General features: G+C 67.4%; 18 protein-coding genes and 2 pseudogenes. 9 read left to right on the forward strand and 11 right to left on the reverse strand.

The window, feature by feature from the left end:
- Window positions 1–148: 148 nt before the first annotated feature.
- The 3 genes and pseudogenes from ACFFDA_RS28230 to ACFFDA_RS28240 all read right to left on the reverse strand — a co-directional run.
- Window positions 149–400: pseudogene (locus ACFFDA_RS28230) on the reverse strand (L,D-transpeptidase); the annotation flags it as partial.
- A gap of 97 nt (window positions 401–497) precedes the next feature.
- Window positions 498–959, reverse strand: a complete 462-nt coding sequence (locus ACFFDA_RS28235) for a hypothetical protein (RefSeq protein ID WP_404480556.1) — start codon at window positions 957–959, stop codon at window positions 498–500.
- Between the two features lie 2 nt (window positions 960–961).
- Window positions 962–1,465, reverse strand: coding sequence for a hypothetical protein (locus ACFFDA_RS28240; RefSeq protein ID WP_404480557.1), 504 nt, complete (start codon window positions 1,463–1,465; stop codon window positions 962–964).
- A 474-nt stretch (window positions 1,466–1,939) separates the two neighbouring features.
- Between ACFFDA_RS28240 and ACFFDA_RS28245 the strand changes: the two genes are divergently transcribed.
- Genes ACFFDA_RS28245 through ACFFDA_RS28255 form a run of 3 tightly spaced genes read left to right on the forward strand, consistent with a single transcriptional unit; the run spans window position 1,940 to window position 4,378 of the window.
- Window positions 1,940–2,866 (forward strand): polysaccharide deacetylase, encoded by a 927-nt coding sequence (locus ACFFDA_RS28245; protein ID WP_404477717.1) that lies wholly within the window; start codon window positions 1,940–1,942, stop codon window positions 2,864–2,866.
- Window positions 2,863–3,747, forward strand: coding sequence for an oxaloacetate decarboxylase (locus ACFFDA_RS28250; RefSeq protein ID WP_404480558.1), 885 nt, complete (start codon window positions 2,863–2,865; stop codon window positions 3,745–3,747). The genes ACFFDA_RS28245 and ACFFDA_RS28250 overlap by 4 nt, the downstream gene beginning before the upstream one ends.
- Entirely contained in the window at window positions 3,737–4,378 is a 642-nt protein-coding gene (locus ACFFDA_RS28255) for an isochorismatase family protein (RefSeq protein WP_404480559.1), read from the forward strand. Before ACFFDA_RS28250 ends, ACFFDA_RS28255 begins: the two co-directional genes overlap by 11 nt.
- A 3-nt stretch (window positions 4,379–4,381) precedes the next feature.
- On the opposite strand, the gene ACFFDA_RS28260 is transcribed toward ACFFDA_RS28255, so the two are convergent.
- The 5 genes from ACFFDA_RS28260 to ACFFDA_RS28280 all read right to left on the reverse strand — a co-directional run bounded on the left by ACFFDA_RS28260 (window position 4,382) and on the right by ACFFDA_RS28280 (window position 9,965).
- On the reverse strand, window positions 4,382–5,242 hold the full coding sequence (locus ACFFDA_RS28260) for a helix-turn-helix domain-containing protein (RefSeq protein ID WP_404480560.1): 861 nt from the start codon (window positions 5,240–5,242) through the stop codon (window positions 4,382–4,384).
- A 116-nt stretch (window positions 5,243–5,358) separates the two neighbouring features.
- The gene (locus tag ACFFDA_RS28265; RefSeq protein WP_404480561.1) at window positions 5,359–6,735 is read right to left on the reverse strand and encodes an FAD-dependent oxidoreductase; all 1,377 of its coding nucleotides are present in this window, start codon (window positions 6,733–6,735) and stop codon (window positions 5,359–5,361) included.
- Window positions 6,732–7,364, reverse strand: a complete 633-nt coding sequence (leuD, locus tag ACFFDA_RS28270; protein WP_404480562.1) for a 3-isopropylmalate dehydratase small subunit — start codon at window positions 7,362–7,364, stop codon at window positions 6,732–6,734. Before leuD ends, ACFFDA_RS28265 begins: the two co-directional genes overlap by 4 nt.
- Window positions 7,364–8,788 carry a 3-isopropylmalate dehydratase large subunit gene (locus ACFFDA_RS28275; RefSeq protein ID WP_404480563.1) on the reverse strand — a complete coding sequence of 475 codons (1,425 nt, stop codon included), beginning with the start codon at window positions 8,786–8,788 and terminating at the stop codon, window positions 7,364–7,366. Before ACFFDA_RS28275 ends, leuD begins: the two co-directional genes overlap by 1 nt.
- A gap of 4 nt (window positions 8,789–8,792) precedes the next feature.
- Window positions 8,793–9,965, reverse strand: a complete 1,173-nt coding sequence (locus tag ACFFDA_RS28280; protein ID WP_404480564.1) for a CaiB/BaiF CoA transferase family protein — start codon at window positions 9,963–9,965, stop codon at window positions 8,793–8,795.
- Between the two features lie 213 nt (window positions 9,966–10,178).
- Here ACFFDA_RS28280 and ACFFDA_RS28285 point away from each other — a divergent pair, with 213 nt between their 5' ends.
- The 5 genes from ACFFDA_RS28285 to ACFFDA_RS28305 all read left to right on the forward strand — a co-directional run bounded on the left by ACFFDA_RS28285 (window position 10,179) and on the right by ACFFDA_RS28305 (window position 14,627).
- Window positions 10,179–10,982: a GntR family transcriptional regulator gene (locus ACFFDA_RS28285; RefSeq protein ID WP_404480565.1), complete on the forward strand. Its 804-nt coding sequence runs from the start codon at window positions 10,179–10,181 to the stop codon at window positions 10,980–10,982.
- Between the two features lie 168 nt (window positions 10,983–11,150).
- Window positions 11,151–12,104, forward strand: coding sequence for a hydroxymethylglutaryl-CoA lyase (locus tag ACFFDA_RS28290; protein WP_404480566.1), 954 nt, complete (start codon window positions 11,151–11,153; stop codon window positions 12,102–12,104).
- A complete protein-coding gene (locus ACFFDA_RS28295) occupies window positions 12,101–12,799 on the forward strand; it encodes an isochorismatase family protein (RefSeq protein WP_404480567.1) in 699 nt (232 codons plus the stop codon). The genes ACFFDA_RS28290 and ACFFDA_RS28295 overlap by 4 nt, the downstream gene beginning before the upstream one ends.
- Window positions 12,796–13,719 (forward strand): polysaccharide deacetylase family protein, encoded by a 924-nt coding sequence (locus ACFFDA_RS28300; RefSeq protein WP_404480568.1) that lies wholly within the window; start codon window positions 12,796–12,798, stop codon window positions 13,717–13,719. Before ACFFDA_RS28295 ends, ACFFDA_RS28300 begins: the two co-directional genes overlap by 4 nt.
- Window positions 13,716–14,627 (forward strand): polysaccharide deacetylase family protein, encoded by a 912-nt coding sequence (locus ACFFDA_RS28305; protein WP_404480569.1) that lies wholly within the window; start codon window positions 13,716–13,718, stop codon window positions 14,625–14,627. The genes ACFFDA_RS28300 and ACFFDA_RS28305 overlap by 4 nt, the downstream gene beginning before the upstream one ends.
- A gap of 53 nt (window positions 14,628–14,680) precedes the next feature.
- Here ACFFDA_RS28305 and ACFFDA_RS28310 read toward each other — a convergent pair.
- The 3 genes and pseudogenes from ACFFDA_RS28310 to ACFFDA_RS28320 form a co-directional block, all read right to left on the reverse strand.
- A pseudogene (locus ACFFDA_RS28310) lies at window positions 14,681–14,800 on the reverse strand (DNA-3-methyladenine glycosylase I); the annotation flags it as partial.
- 61 nt (window positions 14,801–14,861) lie between these two features.
- Window positions 14,862–17,135, reverse strand: coding sequence for an NADP-dependent malic enzyme (locus ACFFDA_RS28315; protein WP_404480570.1), 2,274 nt, complete (start codon window positions 17,133–17,135; stop codon window positions 14,862–14,864).
- A gap of 220 nt (window positions 17,136–17,355) precedes the next feature.
- Window positions 17,356–18,666 (reverse strand): Hsp70 family protein, encoded by a 1,311-nt coding sequence (locus tag ACFFDA_RS28320; RefSeq protein ID WP_404480571.1) that lies wholly within the window; start codon window positions 18,664–18,666, stop codon window positions 17,356–17,358.
- Between the two features lie 156 nt (window positions 18,667–18,822).
- On the opposite strand from ACFFDA_RS28320, the gene ACFFDA_RS28325 reads away from it, so the two are divergent.
- Window positions 18,823–19,818, forward strand: coding sequence for an SPFH domain-containing protein (locus ACFFDA_RS28325; protein WP_404480572.1), 996 nt, complete (start codon window positions 18,823–18,825; stop codon window positions 19,816–19,818).
- Window positions 19,819–19,835: the final 17 nt, after the last annotated feature.

The raw sequence follows: 19,835 nt of genomic DNA on the forward strand, positions 1-19,835 counted from the left end.
GATTAAACGCTCCATTTCATGGCGGCGGTATGACTGCATCCATGATCGTCAGCCGTCCACGTTGGCCATCATCGCCGGCGCTCGACTGGGTGATGAGATAGTAGCGCCCGGCCTCACTTGGGCGCGGACCGGCTAGCGGAATGGGCTCGCTAGAGCGGTGATTGGCATCCTTCTGAGGGATCGTGAAGACGCCGGTGAGGGGGGGCATGCCCGGGCTTCCCCGAGGTCATCGTCGAAACCGCAATCCTCACGCCGTTTCGGTCGACGGTCGCGATCTGGCGGGAGAGGTCGACATGACCAACAATGGTCGCGACGGTGAAATTGCCGGCGACCAGACCCATAGTCCCGGCTCTAAGTGATCGGCCATACGCGCGATGTCTGCAGGCGCCGCCGTCCGCATATCGAGCGCCGACCGTCCCCCAAGTCGCGAAGATGATGGCATTGTAAACCGGGTAAACGCAAGCGGCGGGCCGCCAGTTCGGCTGCACGCGCACGTGCTATTTCGTCCAGATCAGGTGCGTCGCTTTGCCATTGGAGCGTTCCTGAGTTGCAGCCTGGCAGAAGGCCTGATGATCGTTCGCGGAAATGGCGATCTGGGCGCCAAGGGCCATGCCCATGGCCAGCGTCGCCTTGCGTTCGATCTCGGCGCGCTGGCTGGCATCCAGATTGCGTGGCTTCCCGCTCGAATCATCATAGATGAGGTCGAACTCCGTCGAGAACGCCTTGGGGTCGATCTCGAAGCCGGAGCAGGTGGATGCGACTGCCTGCTGGTGGCCAAGCGCCTGCAGCATAGCGATGTGGCCTTCATCGAAAGTGTCGTCGAGCACCGACCGGATCGCGTCGGTCGCAGCCAGGTCCATCTTGATCGCGTCGGGTACCACAGCCGATGCTTTTGTTTGGGCCGAAACGGAAGGTGCGGCAGCGAGCGCGGCGATGATGCAGAGATAACGAATGACCATGATCAATACCCCCTGCGATGAGGATCGTAGCCGAACTGGCTATCGGTCCATTCGTAGGAAAACTGACCGCGGACGAAACAGCGGCGCTCGCTGCGGTAACAATTGACGTCTCGTGCCGGAGAGAACGCATCTCTTCCGTAGCTATCGCCATAGCCATATCGATAGGTGTCGCGCCGCTCGTCTACCTCTCGCTTTTTCTTGGCGGAAACGGCAGCAGCGATGCCAATCAGTCCGATGGCAAGGGCGGCGCCCGCTACAGCATTCCCATCATGATCGCGGTCATGGTGATGATGATCGTGATGCCAGTCATCATGTCGCCTGGCATAAGCCGGCGCAGGAATAAGAAGAGCGGCGGCGATGATCGCGCCGATGATCCTGGAATGTAGCACGAAGCTGCGCCTCCCACTGTTATGGCGGGAATAAGCCAAATCCGGACTGCGAAAAAGAAAATTCTTTAGCGGCATATGGAAAAAGCGCCCTAACAAGCGCCTCGCCGCAGAGTCCATGATTTGGGTCCTGCTGCCACGTCCGCGCAACAATAGGCGAGGAGGAATAGGTATCCTTTAATAAGCCTCCCCTTTCAAAGAGCTAAGTAATCGTTTGAAAATGGGCGCTGCCCATTCTGCGGGAGCGGGCCGGTGCAGCCTCAAAAATGCGCGCTCCCGCGCATTTTCAAACAGCCTCTAAGTGATCGTCCGATCCGGTTGCCATCCAAGTCCAATGCCTACCCCCGCCGACCGCCTCGAGCGCAAGCCACTCGATCAGTGGGTTGCGTGTGCTATCCGCGGTTCGCCTGTCGCCCGGAGTGTTCATAGCGCGCTGTTGGTGTAAGGACGCACCGCCAAGCGCCATGGTCGACAGGCGAGAACTTGGGGCCAGGCGCCTAGGCCGACCGCGGTGCGCGGACCTAGGGCGGCCGGCATGATCTTGCATGCGTCTGCACGGTCGACAGCTTGCCCCCCAGTTTCCGGAGTCGCACGATGGAATACGATTATGTCCCGCTTCCCCATCGCCGGCCGCTGGTGTGGCCGAACGGAGCGCGGGTTGCGCTGATCCTGACGTTCAACCTGGAGACCTGGGACCTGACGAAGGACACGACCAAGCCCTATTACGCCGGCGGCCCGTCGATCCTGCCCGACATCCTGCCGGGCAACACGCCCGACTTCCCGAACTTCTCCTGGCGCGAATACGGGCAGCGGGTGGGGCTGTGGCGGCTGATCGACCTGTTCGACGAACTGGGTGTCAAGGCAAGCTGCACCACCAACGCAGTCACCTTCGAGCGCCGCAGGGCGATGACCGACGCGGTGCTGGAGCGCGGCTGGGAACTGCTCACCCACAACTGGGAACAGGGCGAACTGCTCAGCGACTTCGCGCAGGACCCGGCGAAGGAACGCGAGATCGTGCTGCGTACGCTCGACCAGTTCGAGACATTCACCGGGCGCAAGTCGAAGGGCTGGCTGTCCTCGTCGCTGCGGGGCACGCTGCAGACCGCCGACATCCTCGCCGAATACGGCTGCACGTTCTACTGCGACATCATGAACGACGACCAGCCCTACCTGCTGCGGACGCCGAACGGGCCGATCGTCTCGGTGCCCTATTCCAACGAGATCAACGACTTCACTTTCATCACCCGCAAGAACTACACGACCGACGAATATCGCGACGTGCTGATCGAGGAGTTGGACGTACTCCATGCGGAAGGCGCGACGACGGGGCGGATCATGAACCTGGGCCTGCACCCGCACGTCTCGGGCCGCGCCCATCGCATCCGTGCCCTGCGCGAGTTCATCGAGCATGCCAAGTCGCTCCCGGGCGTGTGGTGGGCGACCCGCGAGGAGATCGCCGAGTGGTATCTCCAAAACCACGAAAGCCACATTCCGGGCCAGTTGGCCGGCCACCAGGGATGAGCGGCGCGGCGCACGTCGCTGTCCTGAAGGACCTGCTCGCCGCAGGTCCCGATGGGCGGCGCCTGCATTCGGTCCCGGGCTGCTGGGACGGGCTCACCGCGCTTCTCGTCGAACGCGCGGGCTTCCCCATCGCCTTCCTGTCCGGCGGGGCGCTGTCGATGGGCCGCTACGGTCGGCCCGACATGGGCCTGGTCACGGCCAGCGAGGTGGCCGACGCGGTCGCGGTGATCCGCGATCGCATCGCCATTCCCCTCATCGTCGACGGTGATACCGGCTTCGGCAACGCCCTTACCCTCCAACGCTCGCTGCGCGCGTTCGAGCGGGCAGGGGCCAGCGCCGTGCAGATCGAGGACCAGGGCTTCCCCAAGCGCTGCGGCCATATGGCGGGCAAGACCGTCGTGCCGCTGGCCGAAGCCGTGGGCCGGATCAGCGCGGCGCTCGACGTGCGCGAGGACATGCTGGTCATCGCCCGCACCGACGCGCTGGCCGTGGAGGGCTTCGAGGCGGCGATGGACCGTGCCGAAGCCTACCTGGAGGCCGGCGCGGACGTGCTGTTCGTCGAAGGCCCGCGCACCATGGCAGAACTCGAGGCGGTGGCGACGCGCTTCGCCGGGCGCGTGCCGCTGGTCCACAATCTCGTCGAGGGCGGGGTCACCCCGACCGACGACGGCGCCGTCCTCGAAGCGCTCGGCTTCGCGCTGGCGCTGCATCCGCTGCTCCTCATGCACGGACTGGTCGCACGGGCACCGGACTGGCTCGGCACCCTGTCGCGCGACCGTTCCACCGCGGGCCTCGCCAGCGAGATCGTCGCGCTCTCCGACATGAACGCCCTGCTGGGTGCATCCGAACTCATTTCCCTGGGGAAACGCTATGACGCCTGACAAGCCCGACCTCGACGCCGACTATTCCGCTGCCGGCTTCGGCGGCAAGCTGGCGTTCGGCAAGCGGGCCGCATTGCTGATCGTCGACGTGGTCATGGCCTATCTCGACCCCGCCTCGCCGCTCTACGCGGGGGTAGAGGATGCGCTCGCCTCGAACGTGCGCCTTGCCGCCGCCGCGCGCGAAGCGGGCGTGCCGGTGATCTTCACCAATGTCGTCTACGAGCCGGGCGGGATCGACGGAGGCATGTTCTTCCGCAAGGTTCCCGCGCTCAGGGCGTTCGAGCGCGGCTCGCCGCAGGGGGCTTTCGCGCCCTCGCTCCAGCCGCTGCCCGGCGAGATGGTGCTGACCAAGCAGTATCCCTCCGCTTTCTTCGGGACTTCGCTGGCCTCGACGCTCCATGCGGCCGGCTTCGACACGCTGCTGATTACCGGCTTCTCCACTTCGGGTTGCGTGCGCGCCACCGCGCTCGATGCGCTGTGCCACGGCTTTGCGCCGTTCGTGGTACGCGAAGCCTGCGGTGACCGCGACGTGCGGCCGCAAGAACAGAACCTTTTCGACATGGGCGCCAAGATGGCCGAAGTCGTCGGCGAGGCCGAAGCGATCGATCTCATGGTCGGGATCGGGAACTGACGGCTAGCCACCCATCTGGAGGGCAATCTTGCGCGCGCAGTCCTTGAGACGGGGGAGCAGTTCGCGCACGCCTTCCCGGATTTCCAGGGCCGTCGCGAAGAATGCGACGGTCAGGCATCCGAGCACCACGCCGCGGTCGACGATCGGCACGGCGATCGACGAGGTCTTTCCGGGATTGAGCGTGAAGCGGTTGTAGCTTCGCGCCGCATATCCGCTGCTCCGGACGCCGTCGATCAGGGCGCCCTGGCGCATGATCTCGAGCATGCGCTGGGTCTCGTCGTCGCCGAGGCGCGCAAGATTGCGCAGGATGGTGTCGCGCTCGTCGTCCGGGATGAAGGCGAGATGGACGAGGCCGGCGGCACACTCAAGGATCGGCATCGCGTAACCGGGGTGATATTCGTTGAAGCACAGCGATGTCAGCGAATGGGTGGAATCGCGCAGGACCATCGAACTGCCGACGTGGGTCGACAGCGAGATCGGCCACCCGATCTCGCGGGTCAGCGCGGCGATGTGCGGGCGCGACAACTGCACGAGTTCGCCGTGGCCCTGGAAACCTTGGGACAGGGTCTGCACCAGCGCCGTCGGACGATAGTACTTGCGGCTCTCCTCCCGCTCGATCAGGCCTTCGTGGAGCAGCGTCTGCACGATCCGGCAGGCGGTGGGATAAGGCACCTGCGACGCCGTCGCGATTTCCATCAGGTTCAGCGAGCCCGTCTGGTTGATCGCCTGGAGGACACTGATTGCGCGGCTGATCGCCCGGATCGGGATGCCACGGCCTCCCGAACTTTCCTCGTCGACATCGTTGGCGAAGATCGCGATGGTGTCGCCCTTGGCGTCGAGCGGAATGACGGCGCGTGAAGCCATGACCTGCATATCCCTAGCTTGCATTCCGGATGGAAGATCCAGGCGGAACCATTTGTCCCATACATAATACATATGGGCGATCCGGGGGGCAAGCGAATGATCGCAGGTCGACTATTTCATTCCGGGACGACCTGTGCCGCGGCGCTGCGGCCGGCGATCTTGCCCAGGGTGGTCGCGGTCAGCAGTCCGTTTCCGGCGAGGTAGCCGTAGGACCCGTCCCCCGACACGCCCCGCGCCGCGCCGCCGCCGGCGAACAGGTTGGGCAGGCCCTTGCCGTCGGCACGCAGCACGCGCGCATCGTCGTCGACCACGAGGCCGCCCTGCGTGTGGAACAGGGCGCCGGTCACCTTTGCCGCGTACCACGGTCCGGCGAGTTCGGGCTTCCCGGTGAAGTCGCGGCCGAACGGGTCGGACGTCTCGCCGCGCGTGCAGGCGGCCACCTCGGCGATGGTCCGCGCCAGTACGTCCGCGGGAAGCCGGGTGGCCGAGGCAAGGGTTTCGAGGTCGTCGGCCTGGATCACCGCCTGTGCCGAGATCGCGTCGCGGTAGTCCTCGAAATCGCACATGAGAGTGTGCAGCCGTGCGTCGAAGATCGACCAGGCGACGTGGCCGGGCTGGGCGTTGACCTTGGCGGCCTGTTCGGAATAGCCCGCCGCCTCGTTGCTGAAGCGCTGGCCCAGCGTGTTCACCTGGAACCCGCCCTCCATGATGAGCGGCCACAGGATCGGGATGCCGTGCCCGGCGGCGAGGCCGCCGTGGCCCTGGTAGCCGGTGAGATCGGCCATCGCCGCGCCCAGCTGCTCGCCCCAGCGCAGCGCGTCGCCCTTGTTGCCGGGATGGCCGTGGAACGTCGCCTCGGCCATGTCCGGGATGTGGCGGGCGACCAGTTCGGCATTCCCCGCAAAGCCCGAGCAGGCGAGGATCAGGGCGTCGCACGATACCTCCTCGACGCTGCCGTCAGGGCGTGCGAAGCGGACCAGCGTGACCTTGCCGGCATCGTCGGCGACGAGTTCGGTGACGGTGGCGCTGGTCAGCAGCATCACGCCGGCCTCTTCGGCCGCGCTCTGCAGGCAGCCCATCAGTTCGCCGCCCGATCGCTTGGGGGTGCCGTACATGCGCCGTGCGCTGTGGCCCGGGTAGACGAAGCCGTCGAGCAGATCGAGCGGGATGGCGTGCTTCTCGCGCATCCAGGCGACGGTCTCGGCGGATTCGCGCGCGAGGTTCAGCGCCATCGCCGGGTCGGCGACGCCCTTGGTCTTGTAGGCGATGTCCTGCGCGAAGATCTCGGGCGAATCGACCACGCCCTGGGCCGCCTGCTCGGGCGTGCCGGCGGCGGGGATCAGGCCGGTAGACATCGCGGTCGAGCCAAGCGGCGTGTCGTCGCGTTCGATCACCAGCACCTCGACGCCGGCGTCGGCCACGGCGAGCGCCGCGCACAGGCCGGTCGCGCCGGCGCCGATCACCACGACGGGGACATGCATCGTATCGCTCATGCGGGTTCTTCCAGGTTCGAATTGAGGGGGGCGGGCAGCACCGACCAGGCCCAGGCACGAGCCGCGCGGTCGGCGCTTTCATGTGCGTCGATCAGCGGCGCATCAAGCAGGGTCAGGGCGATCGGGTCGAGCCCTTCGGTGAGCATCAGCTTGGCTTCGGCGTCGATTTCGAAATGCCACGTCTCGCCCCCGGCCCGGATTTCCTGGGCCGGCAGGTCGATCTCGAGCAGGAGCCCGGGCACGTCGAAGGGCCGGGGGTCGAGCACGATCGGCAGCACGCCGTTGCGCACGCAGTTGCCGCGGAAGATCGGGCTGAACCCGGTCGCGATCACGGCGCGGAAGCCATATTCGGCGAGCGCCCAGACGGCGTGCTCGCGGCTCGATCCGCTGCCGAAGTTGCCGCCGCCCAGCAGGATGCGCGCGTCGTGGTAGGCGGGCTGGTTTAGCACGAAATCGGGATCGGGCACACGCGCGTCGACGTCGGTATAGCGCCAGCCGGCAAATAGCCCGGCGGAAAGTCCGGTCTTCGACACCGACTTCATCTCGCGCGAGGGGATGATTGCGTCGGTGTCGACGTTGTCGCGGATCAGCGGCGCGGCGAGCGAGCGCAGGGTCTGGAACGGTTCCATCAGCAGGCCTCCAGGCTCAGGTCGCGCGGATCGGTGATGACCCCGGCGATGGCCGAGGCGGCGACCGTCGCGGGCGAGGCGATGTGCGTGCGCGTGCCGGGGCCCTGGCGGCTTTCGAAGTTGCGGTTGGTGGTGCTGATAACGCGCTCCTGCGCGCCGAAACTCTCGCCGCCTGAGAAGAAGCACATCGAGCAGCCCGCCTCGCGCCACTCGAACCCGGCGGCGAGGAACACCTGGTCGAGCCCTTCGGCCTCGGCCTCGGCCTTCACGCGGGTCGATCCGGGCACGCAGATCGCGCGCACGCCCGGCGCGACCTTGCGCCCGGCGAGGATGCCGGCGGCGATGCGCAGGTCGGGCAGGCGGGCGTTGGTGCACGAGCCGATGAAGGCAGCGTCGATCGGCAGGCCGGCGAGCGGGCCGTCTTCGACAAGGTCCATATAGGCGAGCGCGCGGGCGTGGGCCTCGGGCGTGGTGGGCGCGGTGCCGGGGATCGGGGCGGCGAGCTGCGGCACGCGGCCGTCGATCCGGGCGGACTGCTGCGGACTGGTACCCCAGCTCACCATCGGGGTGACTTCGGCGGCGTCGATCGTCACTTCGCTGTCGAAGCGGGCATCGGCGTCGCTGCGCAGATCGGCCCATGCGGTGACGGCGGCGTCCCAGTCGGCGCCTTGCGGGGCGTAAGTGCGCCCCTTCAGCCAGGCGACGGTCTTGTCGTCGGGCGCGATGACGGCGGTGAAGGCGGCGAGTTCGGTCGCCATGTTGCACAAGGTCATGCGCGCCTCGACCGGCAGCGCCTCGATCGTGGGGCCCGCGTATTCGATCACGTGCGCCCGCCCGCCGCCCGAGCCGAGCCGGGCGACGACGTGCAGCGCGAGGTCCTTGGCAGTGACGCCGGGGCCGAGATCGCCCTCGATCGTCACGCGCATCTGCGCCGGGCGCTTGACGCGCAGCGTGCCGGTGGCGAGCGCGTGTTCGGCCTCGCTCGATCCGATGCCCCAGGCCAGTGCGCCCAGCGCGCCTTGCGTGCAGGTGTGGCTGTCGGGGCAGACCAGGGTGAGGCCCGGCAGGACGATCGCGTTCTCGGGGGAGATGACGTGGACGATGCCCTGGCGCGCGTCGCCGATGTCGAACAGCGTCGCGCCTGCGGCCTTGGCGGCTTCGCGCGTGGCGAGGATGAAGTCTGTGCCGGTGGGCATGATCGTGCGGTCGCCGCGCCCGGGCAGGGTGTCGACGACGTGGTCCATGGTCACGAAGACGCGCGCGGGATCACGCACCTTGCGGCCGCTTTCCTCCAGCGCCTTGAGCGCGATGCCGCCGGTGCGCTCGTGGAGCAGGATGCGGTCGATCGCGACGAGGCCGGTTCCGCCCCCGATATCGCGCACCAGATGCGCGTTCCACAGCTTGTCGAAAAGAGTGCGCGCCACCGGGTCAGCCCTCGGCAGTGGCCGAAAGGCGGCCGCGCAGTTCGTCGCCGTGCTGGTCGGGCGTGGGCAGGTCGCGGAACAGGCCCGGGCGCTGGCCGTCGAACTCGAGCGGCAGCGCGGGCAGGCGCGCCACGGTGCCGTCGGACAGCGTCACGTCGAGCAGGCCGCCGCTCGCGTTGAGGTGCGCATCGTCCACCAGCTCGTCGGGGCGCACGATCGGTGCGAAGGGCAGCCCGCTCTTTTCGAGCTTGGCGACGAGGTCCTCGCGCGGCATCGAGCGGAACAGCGCCGAGACGATCGGGATGATCTGGTCGCGCGCCTTCACGCGCTCGTTGTTGGTCTGCCATTCGGTGCGGGCCGAAAGATCGTCCATCGCGAAGTCGGCGCAGAAGGTTTTCCACTGGCCGTCGCTGACGACGCCTACGAAAAGCTGCTCGCCCTCGCGCGCGGTCTCGAACACGTCGTAGATCGCCCAGGCCGAGATGCGCACCGGCATCGGCTGCGCGGCGGCCCCGGTGACCGCCTTCTGGGCGATGTGCTGGCCGACCAGGAAGGCGGTGGTCTCGTAGAGGCTGCACTTGATCTCGGCACCGCGCCCGGTGCGGTGGCGCTGTTCGAGGGCGGCGAGAATGCCGATCACGCCGAACATGCCCCCGGTGATGTCGATCACCGAGGAGCCTGCGCGCAAGGGGCGCCCCGGAGGGCCGGTCATGTACGCCAGGCCGCCCATCATCTGCGTCACTTCGTCGAGTGCGGTGCGATCCTCGTAAGGCCCCTTGAGGAAGCCCTTGGCCGAGCAGTAGATGAGGCCGGGGTTGGTGTCCGACAGCTTGTCGTAGCCGAGGCCGAGGCGGGCGAGGGTGCCGGGGCGGAAGTTCTCGATCACGATGTCCGCGTCGGCGCACAGGCCCTCGGCGTGGGCAAGGTCCTCGGGGTTCTTGAGGTCGAGGCAGATGCTGCGCTTGTTGCGGTTGAACATCGGGAAGTAGCCCGAGCCAGAGCCGAGCAGCGTGCGGGTGCGGTCGCCCTCGGGCGGCTCCACCTTGATGACGTCGGCGCCCAGGTCCGCCAGGATCACGCCAACCGAGGGGCCCATGACCATGTGGGTGAACTCGACGACGGTCAGTCCCGCCAGCGGGGCCGGGCCCTGGGTGTGTGCGTCCTGCGTCTCAGTCAAAGCCTTGTCCCTCAATCACTGCGCCGCCGCACTTCCAGGCGGCGTTGCTAATTGCTATAAGAGTAATACAAATATTCCCGCTCTCGCAAGGCCGGCCTCGCGGCCATCGCGGGACTTATCGCGTGGTGAATAGTCGGGGAGGTTCGCCGGCCGGGGCTATTGGCCAAGCCGTACGGACCGGGCTAGATTGGGCGCGAACATGGGGAATGCAGGATGACAGCAGTGAAATCGGTGGCCTCCACCGCGCGGCGGGGCGCCCCGGGGCAACTCGCTCGTGGTGCCGCGATTCCCCTCTACCACCAGATCTACCTGACCCTGCGCGACGAGATCACCCGCGGCGACCGTCCGTTCGGAACCGCGGTGCCGACCGAGATGGAACTGGCCGACGATTACCGCGTCTCGCGCATCACCGCGCGCCGTGCGCTGGACGAACTGGCGACCGGGGGCTTCGTAGAGCGCCGTCGTCGCCTGGGTACGCGCGTCATCTTCCGCGCAGGCACCAAGCCGATCGAGGCGAACATCGACCAGGCCGTCGAATCGCTGATCGCCTTCGGGCAGAACACTGCGGTCAAGGTCCTCGAAGTGACCACCGAGCCCGCGGTCGGCGCAATTGCCGAGAAGCTCGGCCTGGTCGACGGCGAACCGGCCATCCGCGCGGTGCGGCTGCGTTCGAACCGCAACGGGCCGCTGGGTCTCATCGTCAGCCATATGCGCGCCGGGCTGGGCGTCTCGGTGACCCCACAGCGCCTGACCGAACAGCCCATCCTCTCGCTGCTGCGCGACGCGGGGGTGAAGATCGGCGGCGCCGTGCAGACGATCGAGGCGATGGTCGCCGACCCAGAGATGGCCGGGCAGCTACAATGCGAATCCCGCGCGGCGGTCCTGCATGTCGAGCGGCTGGTGGAGAATTCCAGCGGGGTTACGGTGCTCGTGACGAATGCGTACTACCGGGCGGATCGCTACCGCATTACGCTGGACATGCACGAGCAGGGCCAGATTTCGCCAACCTATGGCTAAGGCTGGACATTGTCACCGCTCAACTGCGGGACAAAGGGCGATCGTCAGCGCTTTGCACGTTTGACCACCAGGCGAACACCGCGTCACCCCGAGGCTCTTGCATCGCGATCCAATTGGCATAGGTATAGGACAAATATCTTCACGCATTCGATCGAGGGCTACGACTCCATGGACATTCTGGTCAGCGAAGTGGGACCGCGCGACGGGCTCCAGAACGTCAAGCGGGTCATGCCTACCGAGGCCAAGAAGGTCTGGATCGACGAACTCGTCGCCGCCGGGGTCAGGGAGATCGAGGTCGGCAGCTTCGTGCCCGCCAAGCTGCTGCCCCAACTGGCCGACACTGCCGAAATCGTCGAGCACGCGCGCCGGCACGAGGGGCTGACGGTCGCGGTGCTGGTGCCCAACCGGCGCGGTGCGGCCGATGCGATCGCTGCGGGTGCCCACAAGCTGACACTGCCGCTCTCGGTTTCGGAAACCCACAGCCTCGCCAACTTGCGCAAGACCCACGCGCAAGTGCTGGAGGAAGTGCGCGCGATCACGGCGATGCTGGCGCAGATTCCCGAAGAGCGCCGCCCGCACTTCGAGGGCAGCCTCTCGACCGTGTTCGGCTGCACCCTCGAAGGCGCGATCCCCGACGCGACGATCCTGCGCTGCGCTTCCGAACTGATGGCGGCGGGCTGCGACGAGGTAGGCCTGTCGGACACCACCGGCTACGCGACGCCGGGCGAGGTCAAGCGCCTCGTCAGGATGGTGCGCAGCGAAGTGGGCGAGCATGCCGTCACCGGCCTGCACTTGCACAACACGCGCGGGCTTGGTCTTGCCAACGTGCTGGCGGGCCTCGAAGCCGGGATCACCACCTTCGACGCCTCGATCGGCGGCCTTGGCGGTTGCCCCTTCGCGCCGGGCGCGAGCGGCAACATCGTCACCGAGGACCTAGTGTTCATGCTCGAGGCGATGGGCCTGCGCACCGGCATCGACATCGCCCGCCTCGAGGAATCACGCCGCATCATCGCCGCTGCGCTGCCGGGCGAGCCGATCTACGGATTCATCGCCGATGCCGGCCTGCCCAAGGGCTGGGCGCCTGCTGCACACTCCCCCCAAGGAACGAGGACTTTCGCATGAGCATTGCCGAAACCCTGATGGGCACCCGCATGGTGCGCGACGACCGCACTGCCCGCCAGATTTTCGAGGACGTCATGGCCAACCCCGCGCGGTCGCGGTTCGGCTTCGGCGAGAAGGTGGCGATCGTGAACATCGACTTCCAGAACGCCTATACGCGGATCGACCGTTACAAGACCGCCTACGAGACCGACCCGCGCCAGATCGAGCATACCAACACGATCTCCGCCCTCGCGCGCGCGGCGGGCATGCCGGTGATCTGGACGCATGTGGCCTACATGGACAGCGCCGCCGACGCCGGCGTGTGGGGCACCCGCACCGACACCCCGGATTCGCTCCAGAACATCAAGGTCGACAGCGATCGCCACGCCTTCGACGAGCGCTGCGAAATCGACGCCTCGGTCGATGCGATCTACACCAAGCGCATGCCCTCGGCCTTCTTCGAGACGCCGCTGCAAAGCCTGCTGGTGTGGCACAAGGTCGATACCGTGGTCCTGACCGGCGGCTCCACTTCGGGCTGCATCCGCGCCACCGCCGTGGAAAGCCTGAGCCGCGGTTACCGCACGATCGTGCCGATCGAGACCTGTGCCGACAAGCACGAGAGCTACCACTTTGCCAACCTCACCGACCTCCAGCTCAAGTATGCCGACGTCGTGCCGGTTCAGGAGGTCGTGGACTGGTTCGGAGAGCGCGCATGATCGAAGGCGCCCGCGATCCCGGCCTCTACGACTTCCGCCCCTGGCGCGACCGGCCGCAGTTGTCCTGGCCCGGCGACAAGAAGGTCGCGGTGTGGGTTTCGCCCAACATCGAATATTACGAGATCGACCCGCCGCGCAATCCGCACCGCAAGTCCTGGCCGCAGGTCCATCCCGACGTCGTCGGCTACGGCCACCGCGACTACGGCAACCGCGTGGCGCACTGGCGCATGGCCGACGTGATGAGCAAGCACGGCTTCCCCGGCTCGGTCAGCCTGTCGGTGGCGATGTGCCAGCACATGCCCGAGATCGTCGCCGACGCCGAGGCGCGAGGCTGGGAGTTCTTCAGCCACGGCATCTACAACACCCGCTATTCCTACGGCATGGACGAGGCGCAGGAGCGCGCGATCATCGAGGATTCGATCCGCACCGTGCGCGAGGCAACCGGGCAGACGATCAAGGGCTGGCTCGCGCCTGCACTGACGCACACCCCGCGCACGCTCGACCTGATCGCCGAATACGGCCTGACCTATACCTGCGACCTCTACCATGACGACCGGCCGAACCCGGTGCACGTCAAGGACGGCCGGCTAGTCTCGATGCCCTACAGCCTCGAAGTCAACGACCACTACGGCTTCTTCGTCTACAACATGAGCCCGCGCGAATATGCCGACACGCTGATCCGCCAGTACGACAGGCTGGCCGAGGAGGGCGGCACCGTGATGTGCATCCCCCTGCACGCCTACCTGATCGGCCAGCCGCACCGCATCGGCCCCTTCGAGGAAGTGCTGCGCCACATCGCCGCCGACGGCCGCGCCTGGATCACCCGCAGCGGCGACATCGCCGACCATTTCCTGGCGAGCGGCGCCTACGATGCCGCGCAAGCCGACAGTGCACGTTATGCGAAGGAGGAAAAGGCATGAGCCTCGATCCTAGCTATCTCGAATATCCTATGCGTCGCAAGGGGATGGATCATGATCTTTACCCTTGGTCGAACATAGCCGAACGCTCGCCGCTGGCACTGCCCGATGGCGCGAAGATGGCGGTCGCGCCGCTGGTGAGCCTCGAATGGTTCCCCATCGTGCCGGGTGAAGCGCCGTTCCGCGCGCCGGGCCACATGCAGACCGCATATCCCGACTTCCGTCACTACACCGCGCGGGAATACGGAACGCGAGTGGGCGTCTACCGCTTGCTCGACGCTTTCGCCAAGGCCGGCGTCAAGGCGACTTTCGCGGTGAACGCTGCGATCGCGGAGCGCTATCCCTCGATCGTCGTAGACGTCCTGGGCGCTGGCCACGAGATCGTCGCCCACGGCATCGACATGGATTCGACCATCGACAGCACGGTGTCCGAGGACAAGGAGCGCGCGCTGATCGTCGCCGCGCGCGATACGCTCGCCGCAGCCATGGGCGCGGCGCCCAGGGGCTGGATGTCGCTCGCCCGCCAGCAGAGCTGGAACACCCCGCGCCTGCTGGTCGAGGAAGGGTTCGCCTACTGCCTCGACTGGGTGAACGACGACCTGCCCTACGTCCAGACGACCAAGGCCGGGCCGCTGGTCGCGGTGCCGTACAACCATGAGCTGTCGGACCGCCAGGTCATCGTCGTCCAGCAGCACTCCGCCGAAAGCTACGTCGAGCAGATGAAGGACGCCTTCACCTGGCTCGCCGCGGAAGGCGCACCGCGCGTCCTGCCGTTGCACCTGACGCCTTACGTGATGGGGCTGCCGTTTCGCATGGGCGCCTTCGAAGGCCTGCTCGAGTGGCTCGGTACGCAAACCGGCACCCGTTTCGTAACGGCCGGCGAACTGGCTGCGGCGCTGCCCCGGGACTGACTGAGTATCGCAAGCTATCGGCGTCGCCTGCCTGGCGACGCCGTCAAGCAGGATCAGGCGCGCTCGACCTGGGCCTTGCGGAAGCAGTCAGGTGCGTGCTCGTTCGTGATGCCGACGGCCTGCATCCAGGCGTAGCAGATCGTCGGACCGACGAACTTGAAGCCGCGCGCCTTGCCCTCCCTTCGATCGCGGCGCGGCGGGCAGGGGGTGGCTCCGGCCCGCCGCTTTCGCATTCTATCGCGACGCGTGTTCTTCCACGCCGCTGACCGCGATGCTCGTCAGGTTGAGGATGCCGCGCGCGGTGACGCCCGGCGTCAGGACGTGGATCGGCTGCGACAGGCCGAGCAGCATCGGCCCGATGGTGGGCGAACTTGATGAGGCCGACAGTGCCGTCAGGGTTATGTTGGCTGCATCCAGGTTGGGCATGACCAGGAGGTTCGCGGCGCCCTCGAAGCAGCTGTCGGGCACCAGCTTGTCGCGCAGGGCCTGGCTGAGCGCGGCATCTGCGTGCATTTCGCCGTCCACCAGCAGGTCGGGCGCGATGGCGTGGACCATCTTGGCGGCGCCGCGCATCTTGCGCGCGCTGGGGCTGTGCGAGGACCCGAAGTTCGAATGCGAGAGCAGCGCCACGCGCGGCTCCAGCCCGAAGCGGCGCACGGCGGCGGCGGCCAGCACGGTCATCTCGGCCACCTGCTCGGCGGTGGGATCGGGGACCATGTGGGTGTCGGTGATGAACAGCGCGCCGGCATCGAGGATCAGGCCGGAAAGCGCATAGACCCGGCCGTGCGGCACGGTGCGGTCGACGATGCGCAGGACGTGCTCGACCTGGCCCCAGTATTCCGAGTTGCCGCCGACCAGCGCCGCGTCGACGTGGCCGGTACGCAGCAGCATCGCGGCGGTCACGGTGGGGCGGCGATAGGCGTGGCGCAGCACTTCGGCCGCGGGTACGCCCTTGCGCGCGGCGACGGCCCGGTAGGCCTCTACCAACTCGCCCATCAGGTCGTGGTCGGTCTCGGGGTCGACGACGTCGACGTCCTCGTCGAGTTTGAACTGGAGGCCAAGCTCGGGCAGCTTCTGTTCGAGGATGCGACGGCGCGCCACCAGGGTCGGGCGGACCATGCCTTCGTGCAGGGCATCCTGCACCGCGCGCAGCACGCGGTCGTCCTCGCCTTCGCCGTAGGCGACGCGCTTGTGGGCACCGCGCGCTGCCTGGAACACCGGCAGCATGACTTGCGCCGAGCGCGTGTTGAGCGCGGCCAGTGAGCGGCGGTATTCGTCGAGGTCGATCGTGCGCGTGGCGACGCCGCTGTCCATCGCCGCCTTGGCGACGGCGGGGGCGATCTCGGCGATCAGGCGCGGGTCGAACGGGGTGGGGATGATGTATTCGGGGCCGAACACCAGGCGGCGCCCGCCATAGGCCTGGGCGACGCTGTCGTCGGCGGGGACGCGGGCGAGGGCGGCGATGGCCTCGGCGGCGGCGGCCTTCATCGCCTCGTTGATCTGCGTCGCGCCCACGTCCAGCGCGCCGCGGAAGATGTAGGGGAAGCACAGGACGTTGTTGACCTGGTTCGGATAGTCAGAACGGCCGGTGGCGACGATCGCGTCGGGACGGATCTCGCGAGCGATCTCGGGACGGATTTCCGGCTCGGGGTTGGCGAGCGCGAAGATCAGCGGATTGGGAGCCAGCAGCGGCAGCCACTCGGGCTTGAGCACGCCGGGGGCGGACAGGCCGAGGAATACGCTGGCGCCGGGCAACACTTCGGGCAGCGAGCGCGCGTCGGTCTGGCGGGCGTAGCGGGCCATGTTGGGCAGCATGCCCTCGCGGCCGGAATGGATCACGCCGTCCTTGTCGGTCATCGTGACGTTTTCGATCGGCAGGCCCATCGTCACCAGCAGGTCGACGCAGGCCAGCGCCGCCGCACCGGCACCTGAAGTGACGAGGCGCGCGTCGGCCAGCGTCTTGCCCTGCAGCACCAGCGCATTGCGCACGGCGGCGGCCACGGTGATCGCGGTGCCATGCTGGTCGTCGTGGAACACCGGGATGTTCATGCGCTCTTTCAGCGCCGCCTCGATGGCGAAGCATTCCGGGGCCTTGATGTCCTCGAGGTTGATGCCGCCGAAGGTGGGCTCGAGCAGGGCCACCGCGTCGATGAACTTCTCGGGGTCGGTGGTGTCCACCTCGATGTCGAAGACGTCGATGTCGGCGAACTTCTTGAACAGGACGGCCTTGCCTTCCATCACCGGCTTGGATGCCAGCGCACCGATCGCGCCGAGGCCCAGCACGGCGGTGCCGTTGGTGATGACGGCGACGAGGTTGCCGCGGGCCGTATAGTCGAGCGCCTTGGACGGGTCGGCGGCGATCTCCATGCAGGGCGCGGCGACGCCGGGCGAATAGGCGAGCGCGAGGTCGCGCTGGTTGACCATCCGCTTGGTCGGCTCGATGGCGAGCTTACCCGGGCGCGGGTAGAGGTGATAATCAAGTGCCGCGCGGCGAAGGTTCTCGTCCATTGTCCAGTCCTGTCCTAGTCCGGGGCGCGCATCGCCTTAGCGATGGGCGGGCGCCGTGCTCCCAAACACGGTTACGCCGCCGTTGTCGAGCCGGGAGGGCGCAAAATCGCCCGGCAGACACAAGCGGGAAGCAAATGGGGCTTTGCGCGGGACGTAACCGTTCGCCAACCTCGTCATCTCCGCTTGCGCGGCGGGCCGTTTTGCACGGGGGGTCGTCGCTTCACTCTGCCGCCACGGTCCATTCCGCCAGTTCGTCGGCCTGCCCGATCAGCGCGAGGCCGTGGGCGATCGAGGTCAGTTCGTTGCCGCTGTCGATGCGTTCCGCCCCGAACCGCGCTTCGAACAGCGCGCGCACGGCGGGGATGAGCGAGGAGCCGCCGGTCAGGAACACCCGGTCGATCTCGTCGGCGCGCAGACCCGCGCCCGCCAGCGCGGTGTCGAGCGTTGCGGCGATCTGTTCGAGGTCGGGCGCGATCCAGCTTTCGAAGTCGGCGCGGCTGACGTCGGCCGCGATCGACAGGTCGGGGCTCTCGAACCGGAAACTCGCGCTGTCCTCGCTCGATAGGCTGCGCTTCAGCCGGCCGACCGCCTCGTAGAGCGGATAGCCCAGCTCGTTCTCGACCACCGCGATCATGCGGCCGATCGCGGCCTGGTCGGTGGCGCCGTGCTGCAGGCGGGCGAGTTCGGCGAGCGTGCGGCGGTTGCGCATCAGCGCCAGGCGCGACCAGTCGCCGAAGTCGGTGAAATGGCCGTCGGGGATCTCCAGTACCTTGTCGAACGAGCGGTAGGTGCTGCCCTTGCCGAGCATCGGCAGCACGAGCCGGTCCATGATGCGGAAGTCGAACCGATCGCCGGCGATGCCGATGCCGGCCGAGCCCAGCGGCACGCAGCGTCGTGCCGCGCCGGGATCGACGCGCACGATAGAGAAGTCGCTGGTGCCGCCGCCGAAGTCGGCGACCAGCAGCGTGGCGGCCTCGTCCAGCTTCGAGGCATGTCCATAAGCCGCGCCCAGCGGTTCGTAGACGTAGTGGACCTCACGCCCGAGCATCGCGAACATCGCATCGTAACGAGTGCGCGCCAGCGCCGCGTCGGGGCGCGATCCCACGTAGCGGACGGGACGGCCGATCACGACGCGCTCGGGCAGGTTGCTCAAGTCCGGCCCGCCGTGCGCCAGCAGGTGCTTGAGGAAGATCTGGCCGAGGTCCTCGAACCGCAGCCGCTTTTCGAAGATCGTCGCCTGCTCGAAGGCGGGGTTGGCGGCGACCGACTTGAACGACTGCAGGAACCGGCTGCCTTGCGGAAAGTCGAGGAACTCGGCGATGGCCCAGGGGCCGGCTTCGTGGGCGACGCCCATGATCGGGCCGCTGCGCACGTCGGGGTCCTGCCAGAAGCAGAGCGCGGTGCGGAATACCGAAGCGGTGCCGCCCGGCGCGCGGAAGTCGACGAGGTCAGCCTCGCCCTGCGCCGTCGCCAGCGCGACGACCGAATTGGTGGTGCCGAAGTCGATACCGATGGCCTGCACGGCGGACATGGCTGCAAGTTCCTTACTGAGCGCAAGCGGCCGGAGCCTATGGCAGCGCACCGCAAACGGCGCAACCGTGGAGAGGCGCGGGCGAATGGTTTGCGGCTCTTTCCACGTCGTCGTGAAGACACTAGGCTGATGCGCGGAAGTAATTGTGGGCGCGCCATGTTCGATTTTCTGAAAAAGCAGTTCGTCGACGTCATCGACTGGCTCGAGGAGCCGGGGGAGCTCGCCTGGCGGGTGCCGTTCGAGGACCGCGAAATCCAGAACGGCGCGCAGTTGACGGTGCGCGAGGGGCAGGCCGCGATCTTCGTCAACGAGGGCTGGATCGCCGACGTCTTTGAACCCGGCCTGCACCGGCTGGACACCGCCAACCTGCCGATCCTGTCCAACCTGATGAACTGGGACAAGGCCTTCCGCTCGCCGTTCAAGTCGGACGTCGTGTTCCTTTCGCGCAAGGAGCAGCATGGCCTCAAGTGGGGCACCGCGCAGCCGATCACGGTGCGCGATGCGGAGTTCGGGGCCCTGCGGCTGCGGGCGTTCGGGTCCTATTCGTTCCGGGTGAGCGACGTCGAGGGCTTCGTCGCGCGTGTCGTCGGCACGCTGGGCGAAGTGAGCGTGGCCTCGCTGGAACCGCAGTTGCGCGCGGCGATCCAGGCTGCGATCGCGACCGCGCTCGGCGGGAGCGGTGTCGCCTTCCTCGACCTCGCGGCGAACCAGCAGGCGCTGTCCGACCGCATCCGCGTGGAGGTCGACAAGGCCTTCGCGCAGTGGGGCCTGGCGTGCCTGAGCTTCTACGTCGAGAGCATCTCGCTGCCCGAGGACGTCCAGGCGCATCTCGACAAGGGTTCCTCGATGCGCGTGCTGGGCGACCTGGGCAACTACACCCGCTTCCAGGCGGCGGAGGCGATCGAGGCGGCAGCCGGCCAGGACGGCGGGTCGATCGCCGGCATCGGTGCGGGCGTGGCGGCCGCGACGGCGCTCGGCGGGGCGATGGCGCAAGGGCTGGGCCAGGGCGCTCCGGTTGCGGCCGCGGCTCCGGTCCCGGTGGAGGACCCGGTGGCGATGATAGAGAAGCTGCACAAGCTGGTGACGCTCGGCGCGCTCAGTCAGGAGGAGTTCGACGCGAAGAAGGCCGAACTCCTCTCGCGCATTCGCTGAAACGCGGCATCCGGGGG

It is taken from the genome of Novosphingobium sp. BL-52-GroH (assembly GCF_044813085.1).
In the GTDB taxonomy this organism is placed as follows: domain Bacteria; phylum Pseudomonadota; class Alphaproteobacteria; order Sphingomonadales; family Sphingomonadaceae; genus Novosphingobium.

Coding starts and splice junctions, on each gene's coding strand:
- ACFFDA_RS28235 (WP_404480556.1), bottom strand. CDS start 959: ATGGTCATTCGTTATCTCTGCATCATCGCCGCGCTCGCTGCCGCACCT.
- ACFFDA_RS28240 (WP_404480557.1), bottom strand. CDS start 1,465: ATGGACTCTGCGGCGAGGCGCTTGTTAGGGCGCTTTTTCCATATGCCG.
- ACFFDA_RS28245 (WP_404477717.1), top strand. CDS start 1,940: ATGGAATACGATTATGTCCCGCTTCCCCATCGCCGGCCGCTGGTGTGG.
- ACFFDA_RS28250 (WP_404480558.1), top strand. CDS start 2,863: ATGAGCGGCGCGGCGCACGTCGCTGTCCTGAAGGACCTGCTCGCCGCA.
- ACFFDA_RS28255 (WP_404480559.1), top strand. CDS start 3,737: ATGACGCCTGACAAGCCCGACCTCGACGCCGACTATTCCGCTGCCGGC.
- ACFFDA_RS28260 (WP_404480560.1), bottom strand. CDS start 5,242: ATGGCTTCACGCGCCGTCATTCCGCTCGACGCCAAGGGCGACACCATC.
- ACFFDA_RS28265 (WP_404480561.1), bottom strand. CDS start 6,735: ATGAGCGATACGATGCATGTCCCCGTCGTGGTGATCGGCGCCGGCGCG.
- leuD (WP_404480562.1), bottom strand. CDS start 7,364: ATGGAACCGTTCCAGACCCTGCGCTCGCTCGCCGCGCCGCTGATCCGC.
- ACFFDA_RS28285 (WP_404480565.1), top strand. CDS start 10,179: ATGACAGCAGTGAAATCGGTGGCCTCCACCGCGCGGCGGGGCGCCCCG.
- ACFFDA_RS28290 (WP_404480566.1), top strand. CDS start 11,151: ATGGACATTCTGGTCAGCGAAGTGGGACCGCGCGACGGGCTCCAGAAC.
- ACFFDA_RS28295 (WP_404480567.1), top strand. CDS start 12,101: ATGAGCATTGCCGAAACCCTGATGGGCACCCGCATGGTGCGCGACGAC.
- ACFFDA_RS28300 (WP_404480568.1), top strand. CDS start 12,796: ATGATCGAAGGCGCCCGCGATCCCGGCCTCTACGACTTCCGCCCCTGG.
- ACFFDA_RS28305 (WP_404480569.1), top strand. CDS start 13,716: ATGAGCCTCGATCCTAGCTATCTCGAATATCCTATGCGTCGCAAGGGG.
- ACFFDA_RS28315 (WP_404480570.1), bottom strand. CDS start 17,135: ATGGACGAGAACCTTCGCCGCGCGGCACTTGATTATCACCTCTACCCG.
- ACFFDA_RS28320 (WP_404480571.1), bottom strand. CDS start 18,666: ATGTCCGCCGTGCAGGCCATCGGTATCGACTTCGGCACCACCAATTCG.
- ACFFDA_RS28325 (WP_404480572.1), top strand. CDS start 18,823: ATGTTCGATTTTCTGAAAAAGCAGTTCGTCGACGTCATCGACTGGCTC.